The 25,902-nt window shown below is 37.3% G+C and carries 22 protein-coding genes and 1 tRNA gene; 9 read left to right on the plus strand and 14 right to left on the minus strand.

What is annotated here, in order from left to right:
* A partial coding sequence (locus tag C0430_RS04235) for a 2-oxo acid dehydrogenase subunit E2 (protein WP_290865810.1) occupies nt 1-240 on the plus strand: 240 nt, incomplete at its 5' end.
* A gap of 78 nt (nt 241-318) precedes the next feature.
* On the opposite strand, the gene C0430_RS04240 is transcribed toward C0430_RS04235, so the two are convergent.
* The 4 genes from C0430_RS04240 to C0430_RS04255 form a co-directional block, all read right to left on the minus strand.
* A complete protein-coding gene (locus C0430_RS04240; protein WP_290865812.1) occupies nt 319-759 on the minus strand; it encodes a retropepsin-like aspartic protease in 441 nt (146 codons plus the stop codon).
* Nucleotides 756-3,389 carry a CHAT domain-containing tetratricopeptide repeat protein gene (locus C0430_RS04245; protein ID WP_290865813.1) on the minus strand — a complete coding sequence of 878 codons (2,634 nt, stop codon included), beginning with the start codon at nt 3,387-3,389 and terminating at the stop codon, nt 756-758. The genes C0430_RS04240 and C0430_RS04245 overlap by 4 nt, the downstream gene beginning before the upstream one ends.
* A gap of 99 nt (nt 3,390-3,488) precedes the next feature.
* The gene (locus C0430_RS04250) at nt 3,489-5,456 is read right to left on the minus strand and encodes a PKD domain-containing protein (RefSeq protein WP_290865815.1); all 1,968 of its coding nucleotides are present in this window, start codon (nt 5,454-5,456) and stop codon (nt 3,489-3,491) included.
* 84 nt (nt 5,457-5,540) lie between these two features.
* Entirely contained in the window at nt 5,541-6,515 is a 975-nt protein-coding gene (locus C0430_RS04255) for a hypothetical protein (RefSeq protein WP_290865816.1), read from the minus strand.
* A gap of 344 nt (nt 6,516-6,859) precedes the next feature.
* Between C0430_RS04255 and C0430_RS04260 the strand changes: the two genes are divergently transcribed.
* From C0430_RS04260 to C0430_RS04290, 7 genes are all read left to right on the plus strand, one after another.
* Nucleotides 6,860-7,444 (plus strand): sigma-70 family RNA polymerase sigma factor, encoded by a 585-nt coding sequence (locus C0430_RS04260; protein WP_290865818.1) that lies wholly within the window; start codon nt 6,860-6,862, stop codon nt 7,442-7,444.
* Between the two features lie 2 nt (nt 7,445-7,446).
* On the plus strand, nt 7,447-8,169 hold the full coding sequence (locus tag C0430_RS04265; RefSeq protein ID WP_290865820.1) for a tetratricopeptide repeat protein: 723 nt from the start codon (nt 7,447-7,449) through the stop codon (nt 8,167-8,169).
* Nucleotides 8,170-8,299: 130 nt separating this feature from the next.
* The gene (locus C0430_RS04270; RefSeq protein ID WP_290865822.1) at nt 8,300-9,067 is read left to right on the plus strand and encodes a TatD family hydrolase; all 768 of its coding nucleotides are present in this window, start codon (nt 8,300-8,302) and stop codon (nt 9,065-9,067) included.
* Nucleotides 9,068-9,128: 61 nt separating this feature from the next.
* Entirely contained in the window at nt 9,129-10,265 is a 1,137-nt protein-coding gene (locus tag C0430_RS04275; RefSeq protein ID WP_290865824.1) for a 1-acyl-sn-glycerol-3-phosphate acyltransferase, read from the plus strand.
* Complete coding sequence (locus C0430_RS04280; RefSeq protein ID WP_290865826.1) at nt 10,255-11,283, plus strand: asparaginase; 1,029 nt, start codon at nt 10,255-10,257, stop codon at nt 11,281-11,283. Before C0430_RS04275 ends, C0430_RS04280 begins: the two co-directional genes overlap by 11 nt.
* Before the next feature lie 61 nt (nt 11,284-11,344).
* Nucleotides 11,345-11,431, plus strand: a tRNA-Ser gene (locus C0430_RS04285).
* A 78-nt stretch (nt 11,432-11,509) separates the two neighbouring features.
* On the plus strand, nt 11,510-12,211 hold the full coding sequence (locus tag C0430_RS04290; RefSeq protein WP_290865828.1) for a porin family protein: 702 nt from the start codon (nt 11,510-11,512) through the stop codon (nt 12,209-12,211).
* Here the strand turns inward: C0430_RS04290 and C0430_RS04295 are convergent.
* From C0430_RS04295 to C0430_RS04310, 4 genes are all read right to left on the minus strand, one after another.
* Nucleotides 12,206-12,811, minus strand: coding sequence for a hypothetical protein (locus tag C0430_RS04295; RefSeq protein WP_290865830.1), 606 nt, complete (start codon nt 12,809-12,811; stop codon nt 12,206-12,208). The genes C0430_RS04290 and C0430_RS04295 overlap by 6 nt on opposite strands.
* 45 nt (nt 12,812-12,856) lie before the next feature.
* On the minus strand, nt 12,857-14,332 hold the full coding sequence (gene rpoN / locus C0430_RS04300; RefSeq protein WP_290865832.1) for an RNA polymerase factor sigma-54: 1,476 nt from the start codon (nt 14,330-14,332) through the stop codon (nt 12,857-12,859).
* Nucleotides 14,333-14,444: 112 nt separating this feature from the next.
* The gene (gene asnS, locus C0430_RS04305; RefSeq protein ID WP_290865834.1) at nt 14,445-15,878 is read right to left on the minus strand and encodes an asparagine--tRNA ligase; all 1,434 of its coding nucleotides are present in this window, start codon (nt 15,876-15,878) and stop codon (nt 14,445-14,447) included.
* A gap of 179 nt (nt 15,879-16,057) precedes the next feature.
* Nucleotides 16,058-18,481: an MMPL family transporter gene (locus tag C0430_RS04310; RefSeq protein ID WP_290865836.1), complete on the minus strand. Its 2,424-nt coding sequence runs from the start codon at nt 18,479-18,481 to the stop codon at nt 16,058-16,060.
* A gap of 182 nt (nt 18,482-18,663) precedes the next feature.
* Between C0430_RS04310 and C0430_RS04315 the strand changes: the two genes are divergently transcribed.
* Nucleotides 18,664-20,934: a cation:proton antiporter gene (locus tag C0430_RS04315; protein WP_290865838.1), complete on the plus strand. Its 2,271-nt coding sequence runs from the start codon at nt 18,664-18,666 to the stop codon at nt 20,932-20,934.
* A gap of 51 nt (nt 20,935-20,985) precedes the next feature.
* On the opposite strand, the gene frr is transcribed toward C0430_RS04315, so the two are convergent.
* The 6 genes from frr to C0430_RS04345 all read right to left on the minus strand — a co-directional run bounded on the left by frr (nt 20,986) and on the right by C0430_RS04345 (nt 25,676).
* Complete coding sequence (frr, locus tag C0430_RS04320) at nt 20,986-21,549, minus strand: ribosome recycling factor (RefSeq protein ID WP_290865840.1); 564 nt, start codon at nt 21,547-21,549, stop codon at nt 20,986-20,988.
* Between the two features lie 76 nt (nt 21,550-21,625).
* Nucleotides 21,626-22,333 carry a UMP kinase gene (pyrH, locus tag C0430_RS04325; protein ID WP_290865842.1) on the minus strand — a complete coding sequence of 236 codons (708 nt, stop codon included), beginning with the start codon at nt 22,331-22,333 and terminating at the stop codon, nt 21,626-21,628.
* Nucleotides 22,334-22,885: 552 nt separating this feature from the next.
* Nucleotides 22,886-23,581: a tRNA pseudouridine(55) synthase TruB gene (truB, locus tag C0430_RS04330; RefSeq protein WP_290865844.1), complete on the minus strand. Its 696-nt coding sequence runs from the start codon at nt 23,579-23,581 to the stop codon at nt 22,886-22,888.
* 6 nt (nt 23,582-23,587) lie between these two features.
* Nucleotides 23,588-24,412 carry an undecaprenyl-diphosphate phosphatase gene (locus C0430_RS04335; RefSeq protein WP_290865846.1) on the minus strand — a complete coding sequence of 275 codons (825 nt, stop codon included), beginning with the start codon at nt 24,410-24,412 and terminating at the stop codon, nt 23,588-23,590.
* 84 nt (nt 24,413-24,496) lie between these two features.
* On the minus strand, nt 24,497-24,736 hold the full coding sequence (locus C0430_RS04340; RefSeq protein ID WP_290865848.1) for a DUF3098 domain-containing protein: 240 nt from the start codon (nt 24,734-24,736) through the stop codon (nt 24,497-24,499).
* A gap of 64 nt (nt 24,737-24,800) precedes the next feature.
* Complete coding sequence (locus C0430_RS04345; protein ID WP_290865850.1) at nt 24,801-25,676, minus strand: permease-like cell division protein FtsX; 876 nt, start codon at nt 25,674-25,676, stop codon at nt 24,801-24,803.
* Nucleotides 25,677-25,902: the final 226 nt, after the last annotated feature.

A 25,902-nucleotide genomic window follows, 5' to 3' on the forward strand; every position in this document is an offset into this window, starting at 1 on the left:
ACGCCAATTATCAATCCTCCTCAATCTGGAATCCTTGGAATGCACAACATTATCGAGCGTCCAATTGCCGTAAACGGTAAAGTGGAAATTCACCCAATGATGTACGTGGCGCTTTCTTATGATCACAGAATTATCGACGGACGTGAGTCAGTTGGTTTCTTGGTTGCCGTGAAAGAAGCCTTGGAAAACCCAGTAGAATTACTTTGTGGAGGAAATCCTAAAAAAGCTTTCGAATTGTAGTTTTAAATAATTTTCAATACAAAAAATCCCAAATTCCGATTACAGAAGTTTGGGATTTTTTATATATTTTTTGAAAATTTATTTCATCAAATATAAACAATGATTGTAATAGTCAATAATTCCTTTGCCTTTCATTAAAATATCGGCACCAATAATGCCGTGAACAGGTTTGGCTTTATAAGCAGTCAAAGCTTCGTTTACGTGCGATAAATCAAAAATAACAATGTCAAAATCACGGCATTTCCAATCGCCCAATTGCAGTTTATTGCTTGCAGAAGTTTGGGTAAACATTCCGGTTGCGCCAGCACCGGCGGCTTTTGTCTTGGAATCATTGGCGGTTAGTTGAAACATTTCAATGCTTTCAAAACCCACGCAGCTGTTGGATGCACCTGTGTCCAAAATAAAGTTGCCTTTCACGCCATTAATCTTGGCTTTGATGAGCAAATGTTGCGTTTTCGAAACCTTGAATTTTATCTTTTTGTAGTTTTCTTTTTTGAGAATATAGGGAAGGTAATTCATTTTTTGAAGTGTTTGTAAATCAAAAATAATCCAATTAAAATCAATAACCCAAGGAAATAGAAATAATAATTCGTTGGAGTTTCCGGAGTTTTCATTCCGCCATAATAGACAAAAGCACTCCAGTAATAAGGCGATTTTTTGGCGTTTGAAATCGATTTGTCGTTCAAAAAATCCAGTTTGGCATTGGCATTGGCTTCAAAATAAGATTCACCTTTTTTGATGTTCTTGTAAAAATCTTCCATAAAAACCGAAGTCGTATAATCGTTTACTTTCCACAAGGAAAACAACAAATTTTGTGCTCCGGCAAACTGGAATCCACGGGCAACGCTCATCGCACCTTCGGATTTGTAGAGTTTTCCAATTCCGGTTTCGCAGGCACTCAAAACCACCAAATCGGGATTAATGTTGAGGTTGTACAGTTTGGAATACAAAATTTCACGATCGTAAAACTTGATGCTGGCCGGCGTTTCGGTATCGCCCGAACTAGCGTGGGTACTCAAATGCAAAATAGAATAATGGGAAGCATTTGTCTTGAAATTATCGAAAGTAGCGTTCGAATTTTCGAAAAATTGTCCGTCAAAATTGTTTTTTATGGATTGCATTTCAGCTTTGGAAAACGTCAATTCGTAAGCCGTTTTTTCGAAGACTGGAAAAATTCCGAGTACCGTTTTCTTGTCGTTTTTTGTCAGCTTGAGCTTGTCGAAAGCCAAATAAAACCCCGCCGAATTATTGTAAGCAATCCTGAAATCGTTCAGCAAATAATGCATTTGGGCAAAATTGGTTGTGCTGGATTCTTTGGTAATCAAGGCTTCGAAAGGCAGGAAATTCAAGATTCCATCTGGAATAATGACGAGGTTTTGATAAGTTATGTTTGTTGGTAATTGCAACATTTTATAAAGTGAATTACCATAATGATTGTAGCCCGAAATATCGTCGGTAATTTTATTGGCATCGCTGAAATAATCCAAAAACGAAATTATTTTTGGTATAGCCGTGTCTGTTATGTTGAGATGTTCCAGTTTTATTCTTTGGTTGGCCAAGGTAAAAATATACATTCTCTCAAAACCAGAAAAATACTCCACCATAATGGCTTTGTCTTTTTCAAGTTTCGAATACAAGGCTTTTATGTCTATACTTTCAGCTGAACCGACTTGGTTTTCCGACCTGATTTTCTTCAACAAAAGCATCAATTCATTTTGTTTTTTTATGGCTTCATTTATTTTGGAAACATTCGCCAAATCACCTTTTTGCTGCTCTTTCAGGATTTCGTTGTTCCAGTTTTGCAATTGTTCCAGATACAATTTTTCTTCCCTGGAAGCGGTTTTTTTGTTGGAAAGATAGCTTTTCAAAACGCCCGATTTGGTTCGTTCCGAAAGTTGGAAAGCCTGCTCGATGTAAGCGATTTTGTTTTCTTTTTTGTAGAGAAAATCATAAATGGCAATACATTTTTCGGTTCGGTTCCTGATGCGGATTTGGTTGATGATTTTCGAGTTTTCATACACCAGCAAATTGGCGAACAACTCCTCGATTTGAAACGAAAGCGCGTACGCTTCCAATCCTTTTTTGGGTTGGTTTTGTTCCGCAAAAATTTCGGCTTGCAAGTCCAGTGCGTCCAATAAAATGGTTTCGGCATAAAGGGAATTCGGATTCGGCAGACTGTTTTTTTGATTGGAATAATTGGGAATCAAAATCCGGAAAATGGCTTTAATCAAGTTGCTGGATTCGGCATATTTTTGTTGTTGGAATAACAAATTGGCTTCTTCATAATTGAATTTGGCTAGTTTTCGAGGCGAAATATTGGGCGTTGCATAGAAATAGTTTTTGGCTTTTTCAAAATAAGAATTAGCCAAATCAGGATTGTGCCATTGCAAATTTAAAGCGGACAAATTACGGTAACAATTCGCTAGTGTTTCGGTTTGGGTTTTGTCGGATTGCAATAATTTAATCGCATTAAAGTATGAGTTTTCAAGTTTTTCAAAAACATTTGGAATAACTTTTATAATTACATCAGTGCTTTTATAACTCAACACATAATTGTTGCCCAAGTTATTGAACAAATTTCCTTTTTGAACGGCAGATAATTTCTCTGTTTTAATGGTTTTTTCGAGCAAATCAATCGCTTCATTAATCCTGCCCGTGTTTTGATAGACATTGGATAAATTGAGGATTGCCGCTATTTTTTGGGCTTGGTTTTTCTCGGCATCGGTAATGAAATAATACTGTTTGATGGTATTTTCGGCATTGTCGTAATCGCCCATAATCGTGTAAAGATTGCCCAAAGGTTTCAGGCAATATTCCGTAATGTCATAATTGGAAAGTTTGTTTTTTTGGTAAATTTGCCAGGCTTTTTCGTAACTCGAAATGGCTGTATTGGTCTTGATCAATTGATTTTCATAATAGGCTTTGTTGCAATTCAAGACCACAATCGCCAGCAATTCATTCTTGGTTTTTGGCTTGGGGTTTTTCCAGAAATTCTTTTCGGTTGCGTCCAGTTTTTGCAAATTTTCCAAAGAAGGATTCGCTACAAAAACATCAACGGCATTATAAATTTTATCTTCCGGCGCAAGTGAACCTTGCCCAAAAACGGTCAGGGTCGTGAATAGCAGAAGACAAAAAATATTTTTAACCATATAAGGAATTTAAGGTCATTTAAGTTTGTGAAAATCCGTGACTATTATGTTTTTCCGTGTCTGTCATCTCGAGCGCAGTCGAGAGGTGTGTGCCATTTTCTAAAACTTCCAAATGCCATACAACTGGAAATAATTGAAATTGTCTTCAAAATTCAACACATATCTCGCACCAAAACTGGGGCCAATTCTCGCTGCGCCAATAGTTAAATCGAACAATAATCCGGTTTTTAGATTGGTGAAAGATTCTTTTGTAGTCTTGGATTCGTTGGTTGTCGAGAGCAAAAGTTTATCGGTAATTCCTTCGAAAGTTTCTGTTTTCAGGTTTTGTTCTTGTTTTTCCGAAACATTAAAGTTGGCTTGCAATCCGGCCCCAATTCCGATAAAATTATTAATGTTGTAGCGCATCAATACTGGAATTTCCCAATTGATATTACTGTTTTCCGACGAAGTCGTTCTGCGTTGCAATTGACGAAGGCCATTGGCATTTTGGACAAATGTTTCTGTGGTTGTAGTTGTTCCATCATAAGTATGCAGGCTGTTCACGAACTCGGCTTGCCAATAATAGCGATAGGATTTATAAGGCGAAATGGTCGCACCCACAAAATAACTTTTGGAATTTTCCAAATCGGGATAGAAATTGTAACCCGCTTTGGCACCAACGGAAATTCCTGGCGAGAATCGGGTTGTGGCATAATTGGTGATGATGGGTTCGTTTTTGTCGAAAATTATGGCCGTCCTGCTTTTGGTCTTTACTTTGTGAAAGTCTTTGTTGAATTTCATCGAATACTTGACAAATCCTTTGGTGCTGTCTTTTTCTTTGACGTTTTTCTGCTCGCTTCCCGGCAAATAAATGTTTTTGAAGGTGAAAAATATCTGTTTTTGCTTGATAATTGTGTCCAAACAACTCGTTGTCGGTTCTTCGCCTTTTGGGCAAATTGGACATTTGGGATACATATCCTCAATTTGGAATGTTTTTTTGTCGAACATATCCGGAATGTCGGTTTCCAAACGAATCATTCTGGCTGGGCCTTCGCCGTTGTTCTGGAAACGTGTCTTGAATTTGACTCTTTTGAATCGCACCAATCGGTAATTCATAAAACTTCCGTTGGAACCCATTTTGTTGGGGTCGTGCGAAGTCACGATTTCCATTTCGAGGTTTTTGACTTTGTGGTTTTTGAAACTTCGATTTGGGACAAAAACACTTCGCATCGTCACGGTAGCGCTGGTATCCTTGATCATTTCGGGCGTGGTTTTGTGGGTAAAAAACACGTTGCGGTTTTCACCAGGATTTACGCCGTCAAATTCCAGAATTGTTACATTTTTGTATGTTTTGTGGGCTTCAAGTAAAGTAGCATCTAAGTTTTCTTCAGTGGTGGTCGTTCTGTATTTTTTGGTTGTAGCCAATGCGTTTTCAGATGCCAAATAGGAATCTGAGTCATTTAAATCATTCACGGTCGCCACCAAGTTTTCTTTCACTTCCCGTTCGCCGGCATACGTTCGGAAATCGACCAATTGGAAGTTGTTGTTTTTGAATTGTTTTTCGTTGTAAAAAAGATATAATTTCCCGTCGGTTACATAGTTTTCCATATTCTGGTAGCTCACGATGACTTCCATTTGTTGGTCGGGAATTGGGTCGGCATTTTTCTGGATGGCCAATCCGTTTTGGTCTTCGATGGAAGCAATGTCCTGATACGTTTCTTCGTTCGAAATTTCGTTTACGGCAACTGCTTTTGGTCTGGTTGCGGGTGGTTTTCCATTGTCGTAATTGTTGGTTACGGCAAGTCTGGTTTTGTAATCCCCCTTGTTTTTATAAACGTGTTTGGGTTCGGCTTCCTTGCTGTAATGCCCGTCCCCGAATTCCCATAAATAGGAATACGAAGGTTTTGGAGCGCCGGCAATCGGGATTAATGGCGGTGTTTCGGGCTTGAATTTGACCGCATTCGCCTTCTGATTATATGTGATATTGGCTCTTCGGGTAACCGTGTCTTTTACTTTGGTTTGTCCTTTGACAAGCTCAGGAAGACAGAAAGATAATAGAAAACAGAAGAGCGATACTAGTTTTTTCATAATCGATACGGTTTGAATAAAGTTCTAAAAATAGAAAAAAGTGGTGAGCAAATCACCACTTCGTTCAAAAAGTTCTATTTTGGGTTATTGTATCGCATTGATGGCAGCCACTAATTGCGCTTCGGTTCCGATAGTTGTTTCGGCAAGGGTGAAGTTGTAAACGTCATTTGCTGCCACAGTAACTGCTTTTATTGCATAACGCCATTGGCCATTGTCTTCGGTTACAAAAATCACATGACAAGCCAATCCTATTGGGATTTGTCCGTAGTGCTCGCTAAACAATCCTGCTGCAGTGTAGGTGTCCAATTTGGCAAGCGCATTGGTTCCTTCGCCGTCATAAGACAAGTAAATGGCAGAGTTGGTGTTGTCATAACCGTCGGGAGCATCGGCAAGAATGGTAGTTTTTGGTCTTGGATCGCTGTAAAATTTATCGACATTGGTCCAGCCAAAGTTGCCAAAAGTTACATAGTAATTGTTTTGCATTGCTTCTACACCACCTTTACCGCCTGCTCCATTAGGATTTCTTGCGTCTGCCCAAGCCAAGTTTCCTTTGTCGTCAATAATTCCGTTCCATAAAGTCATAGCAGTATCGAGTGTTCCTGTTAAATTAGCAGGAACTTTCAATTGTATAGATCCCGTTGAAACTAAATCGACTCCTCCTTGAGAGGCTTTGATGAAAAATTCGCCACCCGATTTTAGCAGACTTCTGTTACCGTCGGCCATAATTCCCATTGTGGGTTTGTTGGTGATAAGCATGTTTCCTTTGTCGAAAATCTCAATGTATGTGATGTCGATTGCTCCGGTTACAGGGTTTCCGTTTTTGGTAAGGGCATTTCCGTTCAGGATTATTGAAACTCCTTTTGCAGAAGTCAATGTTATGGTTCCTGTACCAGCGGTAGCGGTAAAAGTTTGGGTGTTTTTTTTGATTCCGGCTTCATTAATTCCTTTGAATGCTGCTGCTGTTGGAGGAGTTGGAGCCAGTTCTTCATTATTAGTACAGCTTGTGAAGAAGATTGTTGCTAAAGCTAAAAGTCCGATGTTTTTTAAATTCGTTTTCATAATTTCTAATTTTTAAAATTGTTTATTTTTTGTTTTCTGTTGTTATATCAATTCGGGTTTGATATTGTTACCCTTTGTTTTGAAATTTGTTTTGAAATTTGTTTTTTAATTCTGGTTTCATTGTTATATCAACTTGCCGTTTGAATTGTTACCCCTTGTTTTCAGATTTTTTATTATCGGGTAATCAATGCCCAAATTTTGCTGATGAAACTGATTCCTAATTTTTTTAAATTTTCCATAATCCAAAAGTTTTAAAAAGTTCCAATTATTGATTTATACCGTTATATCAATTGGCTTTTATATTTGTTACCCCTTTTTTTACTAATTTCGAAAAAAAAGTTTTTATGGCCAACAACACAATTCATCCAGACCAATTCTACATTGATGGACTTGCCAATAATGATTCGGCGGTAATTCATTCTATTTACAAGAAGTTTGTTCCCAAAGTCGTTTCGTATATCAGGAACAATTCGGGTGATGAAGACCGGGCGCAAGACGTGGTGCAGGAAATCATGATTTTGCTTTTCAATCAAGCCAAAGCCAAGAAACTGCAATTGACTTGCCCGTTTGACGCCTACTTTTTTTTATTGTGCAAAAGAAAATGGTTGAACGAGATAAAAAAATCTTCGAATAAAGGGGTAACAATCGACGAGGATCTGCCATCTACTAATGAACCCACCGAACAAATGGTGACCGAAACGGAACTATTCGACGAAAAACAGCAACTTTTTGACACGATGTTTCAAAAACTGGGCGACAAATGCCAAGAGTTGTTGAAATTAAGTTTTACCATCAAATCGATGGAGGAGGTTGCCGAAAAACTCAACGTGACTTATGGTTATGTTCGAAAGAAAAAATCGTTGTGTGTCGGTCAATTGACCCAGTGGATTCAGGAAACGAATCGCTTTAACTCTTTAAAAACGAATTAGCCATGAATGACGAACGCTACATATTATTCGAAAATTATCTTTCAAATGAATTGTCTGCCGAAGAAAAAACAAACTTCGAAAAACAATTGGCTGAAGATTCGGAATTGGCTTCAGCTTTCGAAATTTTCAAGGATTTGAATCTCCATTTGGAAAACAAATTTGGGAATCAAGAAGAATTAAAGGCCTTCAAAAAGAACTTGAAATCCATTTCCAAGGAACATTTCAAAACCAAAAAACCGAAAGTTATTGATTTCAGCCCTTGGCATTATGCGGTTGCGGCTTCTGTGACGATTTTGGTGGGATTGTTTGTTTTTCAAAACATAAACCCTTCTTTTGATGATTACAACAATCCTGAAATGGCAACTTTTATCGAAAGAGGCGACGTAAACGAAAACCTGAAATTGGCGCAAGACGCATTTAATGCCAAGAATTATAAAACGGCGATTACCTGTTTTGAAGCAATTTTAAAAGAGAATAAATCGCCGGAAATTCAATATTTTTATGCTGTTTCGCTTCTGGAAACCGACCAATTTCAAAAGGCTGAAATCAATTTATCCGATTTAAGATATGGCAATTCTATATATAAAAACAAGGCGACTTGGTATTTGGCACTTTCTAAACTCAAACAAAAAGACTATAAATCCTGCAAAAACATTCTTCTGACCATTCCAGATGATTTCGAGGATTACGACCAAGTGCAACAATTGTTGAACGATTTGGATTAATTGTTTCAACCATATAAGGCATTTAAGGTCATTTAAGTAATGTAATCAAAAGCTTATCTGACCTTAAATGCCTTATATGGTTCATTTTTTTGAACAAGATTGTATCTTTGCGGCTTAATTAAAGCTTGCAATGACAATTACTGATACGCACACCCATTTATATTCCAATGAATTTGACGAAGACCGTAACGAAATGATTCAGCGCGCCATTGATGCTGGTGTTTCGCGGTTTTTTATTCCCGCTATCGATTCGGATTATACACAGTCGATGTATGATTTGGAAAAAGTCTATCCCGAAAATATTTTCTTGATGATGGGCTTGCATCCCACGCACGTCAAGGACAATTATCTCGAGGAATTGCAACACGTTGAAGAGGAATTAACTAAAAGAAAATTCTATGCCGTGGGCGAAATCGGGATCGATTTGTACTGGGATAAAACCCATTTGCCACAGCAACAAGACGCATTCCGAAAGCAAATTCGGTTGGCGAAACAACACCAATTACCGATAGTTATTCATTGTAGAGAAGCCTTCGACGAAATTTTCGAAATCTTGGAAGAAGAAAAATCGGCTGATTTGTTCGGGATTTTTCACTGTTTTTCGGGGACTTACGAGCAAGCTTTACAAGCCATATCCTATAACATGAAACTCGGAATTGGCGGCGTCGTGACGTTCAAAAACGGAAAAATTGACCAATTTTTGAACCAAATCGATTTGAAACATTTGGTTCTCGAAACGGATTCTCCTTATTTGGCGCCGGTTCCTTTCCGCGGAAAGCGCAACGAAAGCAGTTATTTGGTCAATGTGGTCGATAAACTCGCAACAATTTACAATTTATCTCCAGAGGAAATCGCAAACATAACCACCGAAAATTCTAAAGCGGTTTTTGGGATTTAATGCAGAATTCGTCTATTTTTGTTAAAAAATTTGTTCATTTGTTCTTTTAAAAACATGCTATATGTCAAAATTTGACGCTATTCGTCCATTTTATGATACCGAAGTAAACGATGCGATTCTAAAGGTGCTCGATCATCCCATGATGAAGGCATTGATGAACTTTACTTTTCCAGACGTTGCTGACGAAATTTGGAAAGAACAACTCCGAAGAACGCATTCTACGAGGGATTTTCAATGTAATTTCATATACCAATCGTTAAAAAAAGTGTTGGAAAAAACCTCTGATGGGCTAAGCACTTCGGGTTTTGAAAAGCTGGAACCGAATACGGCCTATTTATTTATTTCGAACCATCGCGATATTCTTTTAGACACTTCCTTGCTCAATGCTTGTTTGTTTGAACACAAATTGGTGATGACGGCCTCTGCGATTGGTGATAATTTGGTTACTAAATCATTCTTGAGAGTATTGGCGAGATTGAATCGTAATTTTCTGGTTCAGAGAGGATTGTCGCCTCGAGAAATGCTTCAAAGTTCAAAATTATTATCAGAATATATTAGCAAATTATTGCAATACGAAAATCGTTCGGTTTGGATCGCACAAAGAGAAGGCAGGACCAAAGACGGTAATGATGCCACCAATCCGGGAGTTCTGAAAATGTTGGCCATGGCTTCTGGCGAAGAAGATTTGATGGATTATTTCAAGAAAATAAAAATAGTTCCTGTCTCAATTTCTTACGAATACGACCCAACAGATGCCTTGAAAATGCCCCAACTTTTGGCGGAAGCCAGACAGGAAATTTACATCAAGGAGAAAAACGAGGATTTCATCAATTTGATGAGTGGTGTTATGGGGCCAAAAAGAAGAATCCACATTCACGTTGGAGATGTTTTAGTCGATGAATTAGATGCGATAAAAGTCCAACACGAAAACTCCAACAAGCAGATTCTTGCCTTGGCACAAGTTATAGATGATTCCATTTTGAGCAATTATAAACTGTGGCCAACTAATTATATTGCTTATGATATTTTGAATCAAACCGATACTTATTCGAATTTGTATACCGAAAACGAGAAATCGCTTTTTGAACGCCGATTGGAAATGAGAATCGATCATTGTAATCCATTGGCACTGCAAAGTTTCTTGGCAATGTATGCCAATCCAGTTGTCAACAAGTTGAAATACGAAAATGCAGTCTAAAAGTAAAATACTGCTAATCTATACCGGTGGAACCATTGGTATGAAGATAGATTTTGAAACGGGAGCGCTCAAGGCTTTCAATTTTAGTAAATTACTGCAAAGAATTCCGGAATTAAAGCAATTGGATTGTGAAATCGAAACCATTTCTTTCGAAAAACCAATCGATTCCTCTAATATGAATCCCGAAAAATGGTCTCAAATCGCCATAATTATAGAGGATAATTATCACCGTTTTGATGGATTTGTCGTTTTGCACGGTTCTGATACGATGTCGTATTCGGCTTCGGCATTGAGTTTTATGCTCGAAAATTTGTCGAAACCCGTAATTTTTACCGGCTCGCAATTGCCCATTGGCGATTTAAGAACGGATGCCAAGGAAAATTTGATAACTGCCATTCAAATTGCCTCTTTGCAAGAAGATGGAAAACCCTTAATCAGTGAAGTTTGTCTTTATTTTGAATACAAATTGTATCGAGGCAATCGCACCACAAAATTGAATTCTGAAAATTTCAATGCTTTCATCTCACCGAATTATCCGACTTTGATAGAATCTGGAGTGCATTTGAAAACTTATCCTGAATTATTTTTAACTAGAACAAGAGTAAAAAAATTGAGGATTCACAAGAGTTTAGACAATCGTGTGGCAATTGTAAAAATATTTCCCGGGATTAATGAAAGCGTTTTGTCGGCGATTTTTGAAATTCCGGAACTCAAAGGAATTGTGTTGGAAACCTATGGTGCCGGAAATGCACCAACAGAAGAGTGGTTTTTAACTCTTTTGAAAAACGGAATTGCCAAAGGTTTGCAAATTGTAAATGTGACACAATGCTCGATAGGAAGTGTGACAATGGGAAAATATGAAACCAGTACTTCTTTGAAGGAAATAGGTGTTATTTCTGGAAAAGACATCACCACCGAAGCTGCAATTACTAAATTAATGTACTTGTTGGGGCAAAATGTGTCGCCAACAATTTTTAAAACCATATTTGAAACCTCATTACGCGGAGAAATTTCATAAAAATCGAATTTTAATTTTCTTTAATCAATTTTTTTCGTGTTCTTTGCAGCCTCAAACAAATAGAGAGGTGTCCGAGTGGTTGAAGGAGCAAGCCTGGAAAGTTTGTATGTGGGCAACTGCATCGTGGGTTCGAATCCCATCCTCTCTGCAATAATAATTTATAATCAAAAAAAGCTAGCCTTTCGGTTGGCTTTTTTTTGTAATTTTATCCCACAAAAAAACGGATATGCGATTATTTCTTGGTTGTTTTCTTTCCCTATTGGTTTTTCCTGTTTTTGCGCAAGAAAATACAAGCGCTGAAAACGCTCCAAAAGTAAAAATAGATTCACTTTACAGAGAAGACCAGTTTTATTTTGGTTTTACCCTCAATACTTTGCAAAACAAACCAGCCGGCTTAACTCAGGATAAATTCTCGGCGGGGTTTTCTACGGGTTTTCTTAGAGATTTTCCCGTAAATAAAAGAAGAACGTTTGCAATAGCTCCCGGCATTGGTTTTACATTGAATAATTACAACCAAAATCTGGCAATTACAAAATCAAACAACAGTCCGGTTTATACCATTATTGATTCCGGTTCGGGGTTTAGAAAAAATAGATTTTCACAATTTTTGGTCGATGTTCCTCTTGAATTGAGATGGCGTACATCTACTTATGAAAGTCATAAATTTTGGCGAATTTATGGCGGATTGAAATTAAGTTACTTGGTTTATGACAAGTCTGTTTATGAAGATGCACAAGGCAAAATAGTTGTCAAAAACAACAAAGGATTTGATGATTTTCAATACGGAACTTATATTTCTGCAGGCTACAACACTATAAATGTGTATGCTTATTATGGATTGAATGCGTTGTTTCAATCGGCAAAAACCAGCACGGAAGTTGTAGACATGAATTCAATAAATATTGGAATTATATTCTATATTTTATAGCCAAAAACTAGATAAAAGCAGTTGTGGAATTATTCCTAAAAAAAAGCCAATCGCCAACTCTTTAGGCGTATGTGCATTCATTTCCAATCTTGATGAAGCCACAAAACCATTCATGAGTACCAGAAATGCTATCCAATTTATATTCCGAGTTTGATTGTGGATGCTTAATGTAATGACAAAAGTCGTCAAAGCACTTATGGCAATCATGTGAAGACTGACTTTTGTTTTAAAAAACAAAAAAACCAAGGCAAGTACCGTACTTAATAATCCTCCCAAAAAGAAAAAATGCAATTCTGGAAAGCGGTCTAACGTGATGCTTTTTCGTACCAATAAAATAGTCAAAAAACATAAAATGACCAATGGAATTTTGCGTTGCGAAATCTCCGAAATCATGATGGAATCAACTTGTCCCGAAACACGTAACAGAAAAAAAAACAAGATGGGAAGCACTATCGTAATTATTACAATTTGAAATAGAGCAAAATATTTTTCAGGATTTGTAAAATAGGAATCATTGCAAAAAAAGTACAACAAGGCAGCATAAACCGGAACAAATATCGGATGAAATAAATAGGAGAAAAAAGGAAGTATTTTTTTCAAGGCTTTATTGGTAAATCTAAAATCGTTAATCCGTAATTTAAAATCTTAAATCTTTTTCCTCATTCTCGCCACCGGAATATCGAGTTGTTCTCGGTATTTTGCAATGGTTCTTCTGGCAATCGGATAACCTTTTTCCAAAAGGATTTCTGCCAATTGATCGTCTGGAAGCGGTTTGCGTTTGTCCTCGTCCTCAATCACGTTTTGCAGGATTTTCTTGATTTCAAGAGTTGAGACATCTTCGCCTTGGTCGTTTTTCATTGCTTCCGAGAAGAATTCCTTGATCAATTTCGTTCCATAAGGCGTTTCCACGTATTTGCTGTTGGCCACGCGGGAAATGGTCGAAATATCCAATCCAACCATATCGGCAATGTCTTTCAAGATCATTGGTTTTAGCTTGGTCTCGTCGCCTTCCAAAAAGTATTCTTGCTGGTAATGCATGATGGCGTTCATTGTCACGTAAAGCGTTTCCTGACGTTGTTTGATGGCGTCGATGAACCATTTGGCCGAATCCAGTTTCTGTTTGATGAACTGCACCGCATCTTTCTGCGCATTCGATTTGTCTCGGGAACTTTTGTAGGTCTGCATCATTTCTTGGTAATCTTTGGAAACGTGCAGGGAAGGTGCGTTTCTTCCGTTTAGGGTCAAAACCAATTCGTCTTCCTCAATTCGAATGGCAAAATCGGGAACGACGTGTTCCGTTATTTTGTTGCTTCCGGTGAAAGAACCACCTGGTTTTGGGTTCAGTTTTTCAATTTCGTTAATGGCGGTTTTGAGTTGCTCATTCGAAACGTTGTATTTTTGCTGCAATTTGTCGTAATGTTTTTTGGTAAAAGCATCAAATTGGTTTTCGATGATGTCCATTGCCAAAGCCACATACTCCGTTGGCGTTTTGTGTTTCAATTGCAGCAACAAACATTCCTGTAAATCGCGCGCGCCAACGCCCGAGGGTTCCAATTCGTGGATGATGTGCAACATTCTTTCGACGGTTTTTTCGTCAGTGTAAATGCCTTGTGTAAATGCCATATCGTCAACTATGTCCGGAATGCTTCGTCGAATATAACCCATGTCATCGATGCTTCCCACGAGAAATTCGGCTATTTCCCGCTCGTTGTCATCCAAAATAAATGTGTTCAACTGGTTGATTAAATCTTGGTGAAAACTGATGGGAGCCACCAATGGCGATTCGCGTTCTTCGTCGTCATCGCTGTAATTATTGGCCTGTGTTTTGTAATCTGGCGTTTCGTCGCTGCTTAGATATTCGTCAATGTTGATGTCGCTGGTATCTTCGCTTTCGGTATCGTCATAATCGTCGAATTCATCATTGGTGTCATCGTTGTTGAATTCGTCATTGTCGTAAATTTCGTCGTCTTCAGTTCCTGATTCCAATGCCGGATTCTCGTTCATTTCTTCCAGCAAACGCTGTTCGAATGCCTGCGTGGGCAATTGAATTAACTTCATCAACTGGATTTGTTGAGGAGATAATTTTTGGGATAATTTAAGATTTAGAAATTGTTTTAGCATTTATATTTTTTTGTTTGTAAGGTTTAAGAGTTTAAAATTGTTTAAAGGTTTAATCTAGTTGGGTTTTAACAACATTAAACGATTTTGAACTTTTAAACAACATTAAACTTTTTTAAAACTCTGCATTTTGTGGCGTTCTCGGGAAAGGAATCACGTCGCGAATGTTGGTCATTCCTGTTACAAACAGCACCAATCTTTCGAAACCAAGTCCAAAACCGGAGTGAACGGCGCTTCCGAATCGGCGAGTGTCCAAATACCACCACAATTCTTCTTCATCAATCCCCAAGGCTTTCATTTTTTCGACCAAAACATCAAAACGTTCCTCTCTTTGTGAACCTCCCACTATTTCTCCAATTCCCGGGAAAAGGATGTCCATCGCACGAACTGTTTTTCCGTCTTCGTTCAAACGCATGTAAAATGCCTTGATATTGGCTGGATAATCAAACAAGATTACCGGCGATTTAAAGTGTTTTTCTACCAAATAACGTTCGTGTTCTGATTGTAAATCGGCACCCCATTCGTTGATGATGTATTGAAATTTTTTCTTTTTATTTGGAGTACAATCTCTCAAAATGTCAATCGCTTCGGTATAAGACACGCGTTTGAAATTGTTTTCCAACACAAAGTTCAGTTTTTCCAACAAAGTCATTTCGCTTCTTTCGGCTTGTGGTTTCGATTTTTCTTCTTCGAGCAATCTTCCTTCCAAAAATTTCAAATCATCAGGACATTTCTCCATCGTGTATTTAATAACATATTGGATAAAGTCTTCGGCCAAGTCCATATTGTCATTCAAATCATTGAAAGCCACTTCGGGTTCAATCATCCAAAATTCTGCCAAGTGGCGAGAAGTGTTCGAGTTTTCGGCTCTAAAGGTTGGTCCAAAAGTGTAAATTTGGCCCAAAGCCATTGCAAAAGTTTCGCCTTCCAATTGTCCTGAAACGGTCAAGTTGGTTTCTTTTCCAAAGAAATCTTCCTTGTAATTTACTTTTCCGTCTTCGGTTCTTGGTGGATTGTCGAAAGGCAAAGCGGTCACTTTAAACATTTCGCCGGCACCTTCGGCATCAGAACCGGTGATAATTGGCGTGTTGACATACACAAAACCTTTTTGTTGAAAATAGCTGTGAACGGCAAACGACAATACCGAACGAATTCGCATAATCGCTCCAAAAGCATTCGTGCGAACTCTTAAATGCGCATTTTCACGCAAGAATTCCAAGGAATGTTTTTTGGGTTGCATCGGGAATTTCTCCGCATCCGAATCGCCAAGAATTTCCAGTTTTCGTACTTTAATTTCATATTTTTGACCTGCTCCTTTACTTTCAATCAAATCTCCTGTAACCGAAATGGCAGCTCCCGTGGTAATTCTTTTCAGAGTTTCTTCGGGCGTGTTTTCAAAATCGACCACGCATTGTATGTTGTTGATGGTCGAACCGTCGTTCAACGCAATAAATTGATTGTTTCTAAAAGTTCTTACCCAACCTTTTGCATTTACTTCTAGAAGTGTATTGGTGCTGTTTAGCAAGTCTTTAACTCTTGTATGTTTCATTTTTAATGTTTGATTTTGGATATGCGATTTACGATACCGTAAAATTAAATAAGTTTGAATTGCAAATATAATTGATTTGTTTGGAAAAGCCACATTGGGCTCGTCCAAGTAAGGAGCTATTTCCTGCCATTTGTTATCTCTTTTGTTTCGGGCAACAAAAAGCAATTGTTGCTGTTGGGTTAATTTAGCTCTTCCTTGTTCAAAGCATCAATTTCCTCGTCGCTATGTTCGATGATGTCAATTTTGGGTTCGATAAATTCCTGTTCGTTGGCCAATGTTTTGTTCAAGGTTAAAACCAAAGCAGGCAATAACATTAAATTCGACAGCATTCCGAACAACAAAGTCAATGAAATCAGTCCGCCAAGAGCAATGGTTCCTCCAAAACTGGACAACATAAAGACCGAAAACCCAAAGAACAACACGATAGAAGTGTAAAACATGCTCAAGCCGGCATCGTTAAAAGTGGCATAAACGGATTTGCGAATTTTCCAGTTGTTTTTCTTCAATTCCTCTCGATATTGGGACAGAAACCGGACGGTGTCGTCAACCGAAAGTCCAAATGCAATTCCGAAAACCAATATCGTGGAGGGTTTTAGGGGAATGTCAAAAAAGCCCATAATTCCGGCGGTTAGCAACAATGGCAAGAGATTTGGTATGATGGAAACCAAAATCATTTTGAAAGACCGGAACATAAATCCAATTAAAAGTGCCGTCAAGAAAAAAGCAAAAACCAAGGACGACAGCAAGTTGTCCAGCAAGTAACCTGTTCCTTTTTGAAAAACCAATGCTTTTCCAGTGATGGTTACGTTGTAGCGTTCCGGAGGGAAAATTTTGTCGGCTTCTTTGCGAATTTCAGCTTCGATTTTTGGCATAACGCCTCCGTTGTCGTCCCGCATAAAAGTAGTGATTCGGGCAAATTGACCTGTAGAATCCACATAGCTTTTCATCAGGTTGTCTTTCGAATTTTTGGTGGCATTTTTGGCGTACAACAAAATAAAAGACTGTTCCTGCGAAGTGGGTAATTCGTAATAATCCGGGTTTCCGTTATAATAAGCTTGGGTAGAATATTTTACTAAATTGACAACTGAAATAGGTTTTGACAATTCTGGAATTTCGTCAATTTCCTGTTGGAGTTCATCCATGCGTTTGAGGGTAGAAAGTTTCATGACGCCTTTTTTGTGCTTGGTGTCAATCATGATTTCGAGAGGCATCACGCCGTCAAATTCTTTTTCGAAGAAAAGAATGTCTTTAAAAAAGGCAGCTTTTTTTGGCATGTCTTCTATGATACTGCCTGAAATACGCATTTTGTAAATTCCAATAATACTAATGACCAAAAGTGAAACGGCGACGGTGTATATCGAAAATCTATTGTCTTTCACGTTTCGTAGAATCCAGTCCATAAACGATTTTACATAACCTCTGTCTAAATGCTCGATGTGGCGGTCTTTTGGTGCGGGAATGTAACTGTGAAAAATGGGAATTACAATGATGCACAAAAAGAACAATGCCAGTATATTGATGGAAGTCACGTTTCCGAACTCAATGAGTAGTTTGTTGTTTGACGTTATGAAGGTAAAAAAACCAATGGCCGTAGTCAGGTTTGTCATTAGGGTTGCCATTCCAATTTTGGTGGTAACTCGTTGGAGCGCCTTGACTTTGTTTCGGTGAACTTTGTATTCCTGATGGTATTTATTGGTAAGGAAAATGCAATTCGGAATCCCGATTACGATGATTAAAGAAGGAACCAAGGCGGTTAAAACAGTAATTTCGTAATTTAATAATCCCAAGAAACCAAAAGACCACATTACGCCAATAATCACTATGATTATCGAAATTAGGGTAGCCCTAAAACTTCTGAAAAAGAAAAAGAAAAGCAATGAAGTTACCAATAATGAGGCGCCAATGAAAATACTGATTTCGTCAATGATGGTCTGTGCATTCAGCGTTCGAATGTAAGGCATTCCGGAAACACGCAGGTCAATTTTAGTTTCATCCTCAAATTTCTGCACGGCCGGAACCAATTTGTGTAGAATAAAATCTTTTCGGGCCGGCGTATTTACTATTTTTTTGTCTAAATAAATGGCTGAACGAATCGTTCCTGATTTTTTATTGAATAGTAATCCTTCATAGAAAGGCAAATCATTGAAGAGTTCCTTTTTTATTTTATCGAGATAAACCTCGTCGGTGGTTTTGCTTTGGTCAACAAAAGGAACCAATTCAAACTTTTGAAGTGAATCGTTTTTTTGTAATTTTTTTAAGTCGTTTATGGAGATAACAAGATCAACTGCCACGTCTTTTTTTAAGGTATTCATCAATCTAGCCCAAGCAGCATAAGCCTTTGGAGTGAAGAATGTTTTGTCCTTTACACCAATGATGACTAGATTTCCTTCTTCGCCAAATTTGTTTAAAAAGGCGTTGTACTCTATATTGACGATGTTGTCTTCAGGCAACATATTGGCTTCCGTATGGGTAAAATGGATGTTCTTCCATTGTGTTGCCAATAAAATGGTTGCCAATAAAACAATCGACAACATTAAAATCCTATTTCGAAGAACTACACGGGCAATTAATTCCCAAAATCCTAAACTAAACCACTTAACCATATCGATTTTTAAATTTCGCAAAGGTAATGAAAAGGGCAGCAAATTATTTGTTTCAAAGAAGAGTTTTTAATGTTGTAGATGTTAATTCTGCAATTTTTATTTTACAATAACATAATTTATGAGATGTAATTTATATATTTGGATTTTGCATCTTTGTGCAAATTTTTTTGAAGCAATATCTTATGAAAAATCATAGAAACACCATCTTTTATCTAGTTGTTACAGGCGGTTTTTCAGCTTTGATATATTGGATTTTGGGCAAGGGGAAAGACCTGGAGATGGACAAAGAATTTTTGCGCCCCGTAGTCGAAAATGGTCATTGGAATGATTTTGTTTCTTCTTTGACCCTCAATTTGCACCATCCTTTGGCCATCCTCTTGGCGCAAATTATCACCATAATAATAGTAGCTCGTTTTTTTGGTTGGGTTTTCAGAAAAATTGGGCAGCCTTCCGTAATTGGCGAAATCATAGCAGGAATTGTTCTTGGGCCTTCGCTTTTGGGCTTGTATTTTCCAGACTTTTCCATGGACTTGTTTCCTGTTGAATCCTTGGGGAATTTACAGTTTTTAAGCCAAATCGGACTGATACTTTTTATGTTTGTCATTGGGATGGAACTCGACTTGAAAGTATTGCAAAACAGGGCTAAAGATGCTATTGTCATTAGCCACGCCAGTATTGTGATTCCTTTTGCATTGGGAATTGGTCTGGCTTATTTTGTTTATTTTAAATTTGCACCAGAAGGGGTTGCTTTTTTGCCTTTTGCCTTGTTTATGGGAATTGCCTTGAGCATTACCGCGTTTCCGGTTTTGGCAAGAATCGTCCAAGAAAGAGGAATCCACAAAACAAAATTAGGAGCCATAGTAATTACTTGTGCCGCTGCCGATGACATTACAGCCTGGTGTTTGCTTGCCGCAGTAATCGCCATTGTAAAGGCAGGAACTTTCGTGAGTTCCCTCTACATTATCGGATTGGCATTAGGTTATGTATTTGTCATGCTTTTTGTGGTCAAACCATTCTTGAAAAAAATTGGGGAATTGTATGGAACAAAAAGTAGTTTGAACAAACCCGTGGTGGCCATTTTCTTTTTAACCTTGATTATTTCCTCTTATATTACTGAAGTAATAGGAATACATGCGCTTTTCGGGGCTTTTATGACCGGAGTTATCATGCCTGATATTACCAAATTCAGGAATCTTTTCATAGAAAAAGTAGAAGATGTTTCGGTGATTTTATTGCTGCCATTATTTTTCGTTTACACGGGTTTGCGAACAGAAATAGGCTTGATAAACGACCCTTATCTTTGGAAAGTTACCGGATTTATTATACTTGTTGCCGTTGTAGGAAAGTTTTTTGGAAGTGCTTTGGCTGCCAAATTTGTAGGTCAAAGTTGGCGCGATAGCTTGACCATTGGTGCTTTGATGAACACGCGAGGCTTGATGGAATTAATCGTTTTAAATATTGGTTTGGATTTAAAAGTGCTTACTCCAGAAGTGTTTACAATGATGGTCATCATGGCGTTAGTCACTACTTTTATGACTGGACCAACGTTGAATATTATAAATTTCATTTTCAAGACAAAGGACGAAGGTGTTTTAGAGGAAATCCCGAGTGATGATAAATACAACATACTGATTTCTTTTGGGAACAAAGAAAAGGGAAAATCGCTTTTGCGATTGGCAAATAGTTTAGTCAAAAAACAGAAGGAGACTTCAACCATAACCGCCATGCATCTTACTTTGAGTGATGAAGTGCATTCGTATAACATAGAAGACTATGAAAAAGACAGGTTTTTGCCATTATTGCAAGAATCTAAAGTTTTAAAACAAGAAATCACGACTTTGTTTCAAGCTACCGTGGACATTGAAACTAATATTACTGAAATTGCGAACAATGGCGAATATGATTTGCTTTTGGTAGGTCTTGGTAAATCTATCTTTGAAGGAACTTTGCTCGGAAAAGTGTTGGGATTCACCACAAGAATCATCAATCCCGACCGACTTATTGATAAATTTATAGGGAAGGAAGGCTTGTTCGAGAATTCTCCTTTTGACGAAAGAACCAGGCAGATTATTTTGAAAACCAAGACGCCTTTGGGGATTTTGATTGACAAAGAATTGCAACAAGTCAATAATGTTTTTATGCCTATTTTTAATGCTGAAGATTCCTTTTTGATTGATTATGCGCAGAAATTGATTTTCAACAACAATTCCCAAATCACGGTTTTAGATGTAAATGGGCATGTTAAAACTAATTTTGTGATGAAGAGCGCCATCAATTCATTGGAACAAAAATATGCTGATAACATTGTTGCCATAAATGACAAAATCATTAAAAAAGAGTTTTTGGCAAAGCAGGATTTAATGATAATCAGTATCGAAAGTTGGAAAGCACTCGTTGATTCCCAAAGTGTTTGGTTGAGTGGAGTTCCTTCGGTTTTGATAATTAAACAATAATTCATAAAAAAATCCGCATCAAGCGGATTTTTTTATGAATTATTGAAGAGGTTACACCTTCATGATTTCGGCTTCTTTAGTAACAAGAAGTTCGTCAATTTTTTTGATAAAACTGTTGGTTAAATTTTGAACTTGGTCTTCGGCGCTTTTGCAAATGTCTTCGGATGTTCCTTCTTTTTCTAATTTTTTAATGTCGGTATTGGCATCTTTACGAGCATTTCTGATTCCAATTTTGGCGTCTTCGGCTTCAGCTTTTGCTTGTTTTGCCAATTCGCGTCTTCGGTCTTCGGTCAAAGGTGGCACACTGATGATGATTACGTCGCCGTTATTCATTGGATTGAAACCAAGATTGGCAATCATTATCGCTTTTTCGATGGTGTGCAACATATTCTTTTCAAAAGGTTGCAATGTAATGGTTCTGGCATCGGGAACGCTAATTTTTGATACTTGTGAAAGTGGTGTTGCAGACCCGTAATAATCCACGAAAACACTTCCCAACATTGCAGGTGAAGCTTTTCCGGCACGGATGTTCAAGAATGATTTTTCTAAATGCGTTATAGAACCCGCCATAGATTCTTGGGTGCTGTCTAAAATAAATTCTATTTCTTCTGTCATATCTTTTTAATTGGTGTTCAGTATTCAATGTTCAGTGTTCAGTTTTTACTGCAAACTGAATACTGAACACTGCTAACTATATATTTACTTCTGTTCCTACGTTTTTACCTTCGCAAATTTTCAACAAATTGCCTTCTTTGTTCATGTCGAATATTACGATGGGGAGTTTGTTTTCTTGGCTCAAAGTGAATGCGGTAGTGTCCATGACATTCAATCCTTTTTTCAATACATCTTCAAAAGAAATATAATTGAATTTGGTTGCGCTGGCATCTTTTTCAGGATCAGCTGTGTAAACGCCGTCTACACGAGTTCCTTTGAGTATTACGTCGGCATTTATTTCTACGCCACGTAAAACCGCTGCGGTATCAGTGGTAAAATAAGGATTTCCTGTTCCCGCTCCAAAAATCACGATTCTTCCTTTCTCAAGATGGCGATCGGCTCTTCTTTTGATGTATGGTTCGGCAATTGATTCCATTTTCAAGGCAGTTTGCAAACGAGTTTTCATTCCTTTGCCTTCGAGTGCTCCTTGTAGTGCCATTCCGTTTATTACGGTGGCCAACATTCCCATGTAATCACCTTGAACCCTGTCCATTCCTGCACTTGCTCCGGCGACACCTCTAAAAATATTTCCCCCACCTATCACGATGGCAATTTCTACGCCTTGGTCATGCACTTTTTTGATTTCAACGGCATATTCATCTAATCTAGCTGGATCAATACCGTACTGCCTATTGCCCATTAATGCTTCGCCACTTAATTTGAGAAGAATTCTTTTGTACTTCATTACTTTATTTTAGTTGAGTTGTGCAAATATAGTCATAATCTGTTTTTTGAAATAATGTTTTTAAAAAAATACTATTTGGAATTGTTGAGTGCGTTTTAGTGTAAAAAAGATTTGAAATTTTATTAAATAGCCAACATGCTATTTGGGTTTTTATTTAAAAGTGTAATCTAAAACACAAGAATTAATTGCCCGAGACATTGTTTTAAGAGTAAAAAAAACAAGCCTAAATTATTTTAATAAAAAAAATTCAGGTTTGGTTTTTTTATTAAAAAATTTTGTAAATTAGTAACCCCTACCAAATCTATCATTTCGATTTACTTTTTTATTGGTGTTTAAATATTGTCCAACAATTTAATAAACATCGTCATGAAAAATTTATTTGAAAGATTCTACGATTATTTTTCTACTTTACTATTTGGTGGTAAAAGTCCAAGTCGTTATTAATCCAATTTTACGTAGAAAGAGTTTAAAATAAAAACACTTTTATTCAAACATAAATCACATTGTGGATTCAGTGTTGTATTTGTTTTGGGTTTAAAGTTTTTGGTAACATCAATGGGCTAAGCTTTGTTCAAATAAAGTTACGTCCATTGCATCATTTACGTCATAAATGCCAATTTTTGTCCTGCGCAACACCGTCAAGTGTGAGCCGGATTCCATTGCTTTTCCAAAATCGTAAGCCAAGGAGCGAATATAAGTTCCCTTGCTGCAAACTACTCTAAAATCAATTTCAGGAAGCGCAATTCGGGTGATTTCAAATTCGTGGATTGTCGTTTTTCTGGTTGTTATTTCTACAGATGCTCCAGCACGAGCGTGTTCATAAAGACGGATTCCGTCTTTTTTTATGGCCGAAAAAATAGGTGGTTTTTGGTCAATTTCTCCCAAAAATTGTTTTACTGTTTCGTGAATTAATGATTCGTCAATATGCGAAGTGTCGAAAATTTCGTTTATTTCGGTTTCTAAATCATAGGAAGGCGTGGTTGCTCCTATGTGAAAAGTTCCTATATACTCTTTGGCTTGCCCTTGAAGTTCAGTGATTCTTTTGGTAAATTTTCCGGTACAAACCAGTAATAATCCACTTGCCAATGGGTCTAAAGTTCCGGCGTGCCCAATTTTGAATTTTTTGGGAAGCCCTGCTTTGTTGATTAAAGCATATTTCATTTTATTGACTGCCTGAAATGATGTCCAATGCAAAGGCTTGTCAATTAATATGATTTGTCCGTTCAAGAAATCTTCGGCAGTTTTCAAAAGAAATTATTTTAGGTAAGAAAAGTAAATCAACAAAAAAGTTCCCATAATAATTCGATACCAGCCCCAAGGCTTGAAACCGTATTTGTTGATGATTCCAATAAAAAACTTGATGGCTAAAATCGCGACTATAAAAGCCACTACATTTCCAATCAAAAACATCATGATATTGTCGTTTGATTTTAAAATCAATTCATAACCCTTCATTTGCGAAGTTTCATAGGTTTTTAAAAACACGGAATAACATGTAACAGCCAACATGGTTGGAACTGCCAGGAAAAACGAAAATTCTGCTGCCGTGTTGCGTGACAAACCTTGTTGCATTCCGCCAATGATGGAAGCTGCAGACCGACTTGTTCCTGGCATCATTGCCAAGCATTGCCAAAAACCAATTGTTACGGCTTTTTTAACGGTAATGTCCTCTTCATTTACAATGGTAGTTTTGTCCTTAAAATATTGGTCAACAAAAAGTAAAATCACTCCACCCAGAATCAATACAATCGCGATTGGAATTGGATCTCCCAGAATTGCTTCAATTTTGTCATCGAATAATTTTCCTAACACTAAGGCAGGAATTACGGCAAAAGCCAATTTGGTGTAAAAATTCATTCCAACTTTTAGAGTTGGAAAAGCCAAAAATTTCTTCCAATACAAAACAACCACGGCCAAAATGGCGCCAAATTGAATCGAAACTTGAAAAAGTTTTACGAAATCATCCTCTTGGATTCCAAAATAGGAACTCGTAAAAATCATGTGAGCGGTGGAAGAAATTGGAAGATATTCGGTTAATCCCTCAATAATGGCAATAATAATGGCTTGTAGTGTATTCATTTTAGATTGCAGATTTTAGACTTTAGATTGTAAATTTTAGTTCCAGTTGTTGCTAACTGAAAACAGAATTCTGAACACTGCAAACTATTTTTTTGGATTTTTTAGAATAGCATAAATCGTGATTCCAAAACCGATTAAAACCGTTGTTGGAGCCAAGCGGATTCTTCTAAAATTGAAAATCTCTTCGCTAAATACATTAGGGTCTTCGCTTCCGCCGCCTGACATTAATATAAATCCAAGTGCTATAACTGCAATTCCAACAAGTAGAATTTTATAGTTTACTTTTTCAAAAAGAAATTCGTGTTTTTGTTCTTCTTTTTTCATTTTATCATTGCGAGGCACGAAGCAATTTCAACCTCTGTTTTAAGTTTCTATTTTTTAGGGAACACTAATATAAATCGTCTGTTCTTAAATTCAAAAAGCGTTGTGTTGCAAAATATGTGCCTATCCATGTAATTAAAACGCCAGCTCCAAAAACCAGCAACAAGACCAATGCCACAAGCAATTTGTCATCAAGAATTCCTAAACCAGGAAAATTAGTTTGAACATAAATTAAAACACCAATAAGCGCAATAATCGCCAAACCTGCTCCAATCATTCCCAATTTAATGCTTCTCATTACAAATGGTTTTCTGATAAACGCCTTTGTGGCGCCTACCATTTGCATCGTTTTGATGATAAATCGGTTGGAATAAATGGACAAACGCAAAGAACTGTTAATCAATAAAACAGCTATAATGGTCAAAAAACCACTGATTATCAATATCCACATACTCACTTTCTTGATGTTGTCGTTGACTAAATTCACCAATTGTTTGTCGTAAACAATATCCGAAATCATGGCGTTTTTTCTCAAACGACTTTCAATTTTCGTTATGCTGTCTTTAATCACATAATCCGCTTTGAGGTGAATGTCATAGGAGTTTTGCAAAGGATTTTCGCCCAAGAAGGTCATGAAATCTTCTCCAATAATATCGGTATGTTGCTTTGCGGCAGCTTCCTTGGAAACATAAACAAATGATTTTGAAAAAGGAGCTGTTTTGAGTTCTTTTCCAAAAGCCTTTAATATGGTGTCATTCGCTTCATTTTTGAAAAATACCGTCATGGCAATTTCTTCCTTGAAATCGTCTGCCAGTTTTTTAGAATTGATAATAAAAAAGCCTAGTATTCCTAATAGAAACAATACCAAGAACACACTTAGCACAACCGAGAAATAAGAGGAAATTAACCTGCGTTTTTGAAATTTATCAAATGAAGAAGCCATAGTTTATTGTAATTATGGGGTAAAAATAGCAAAGAATTTCTTTATTTAAAGTTAATAACGCTCAAACTTTCAACTTTCGTACAATAAATGTAAATTTGGCGTCTAAAATAATTATGCCGTAAAAGTCTTTGCGACTTTGAATCATATCAATAAAGACGACTTGAGTGCGCGAAAGCATGACTCCATTAAAAAACAATATAAAAAAGGAATGAAATACAATCCGAAT

The sequence above is a fragment of the Flavobacterium sp. genome (assembly GCF_013823965.1).
In the GTDB taxonomy this organism is placed as follows: Bacteria; Bacteroidota; Bacteroidia; order Flavobacteriales; family Flavobacteriaceae; genus Flavobacterium.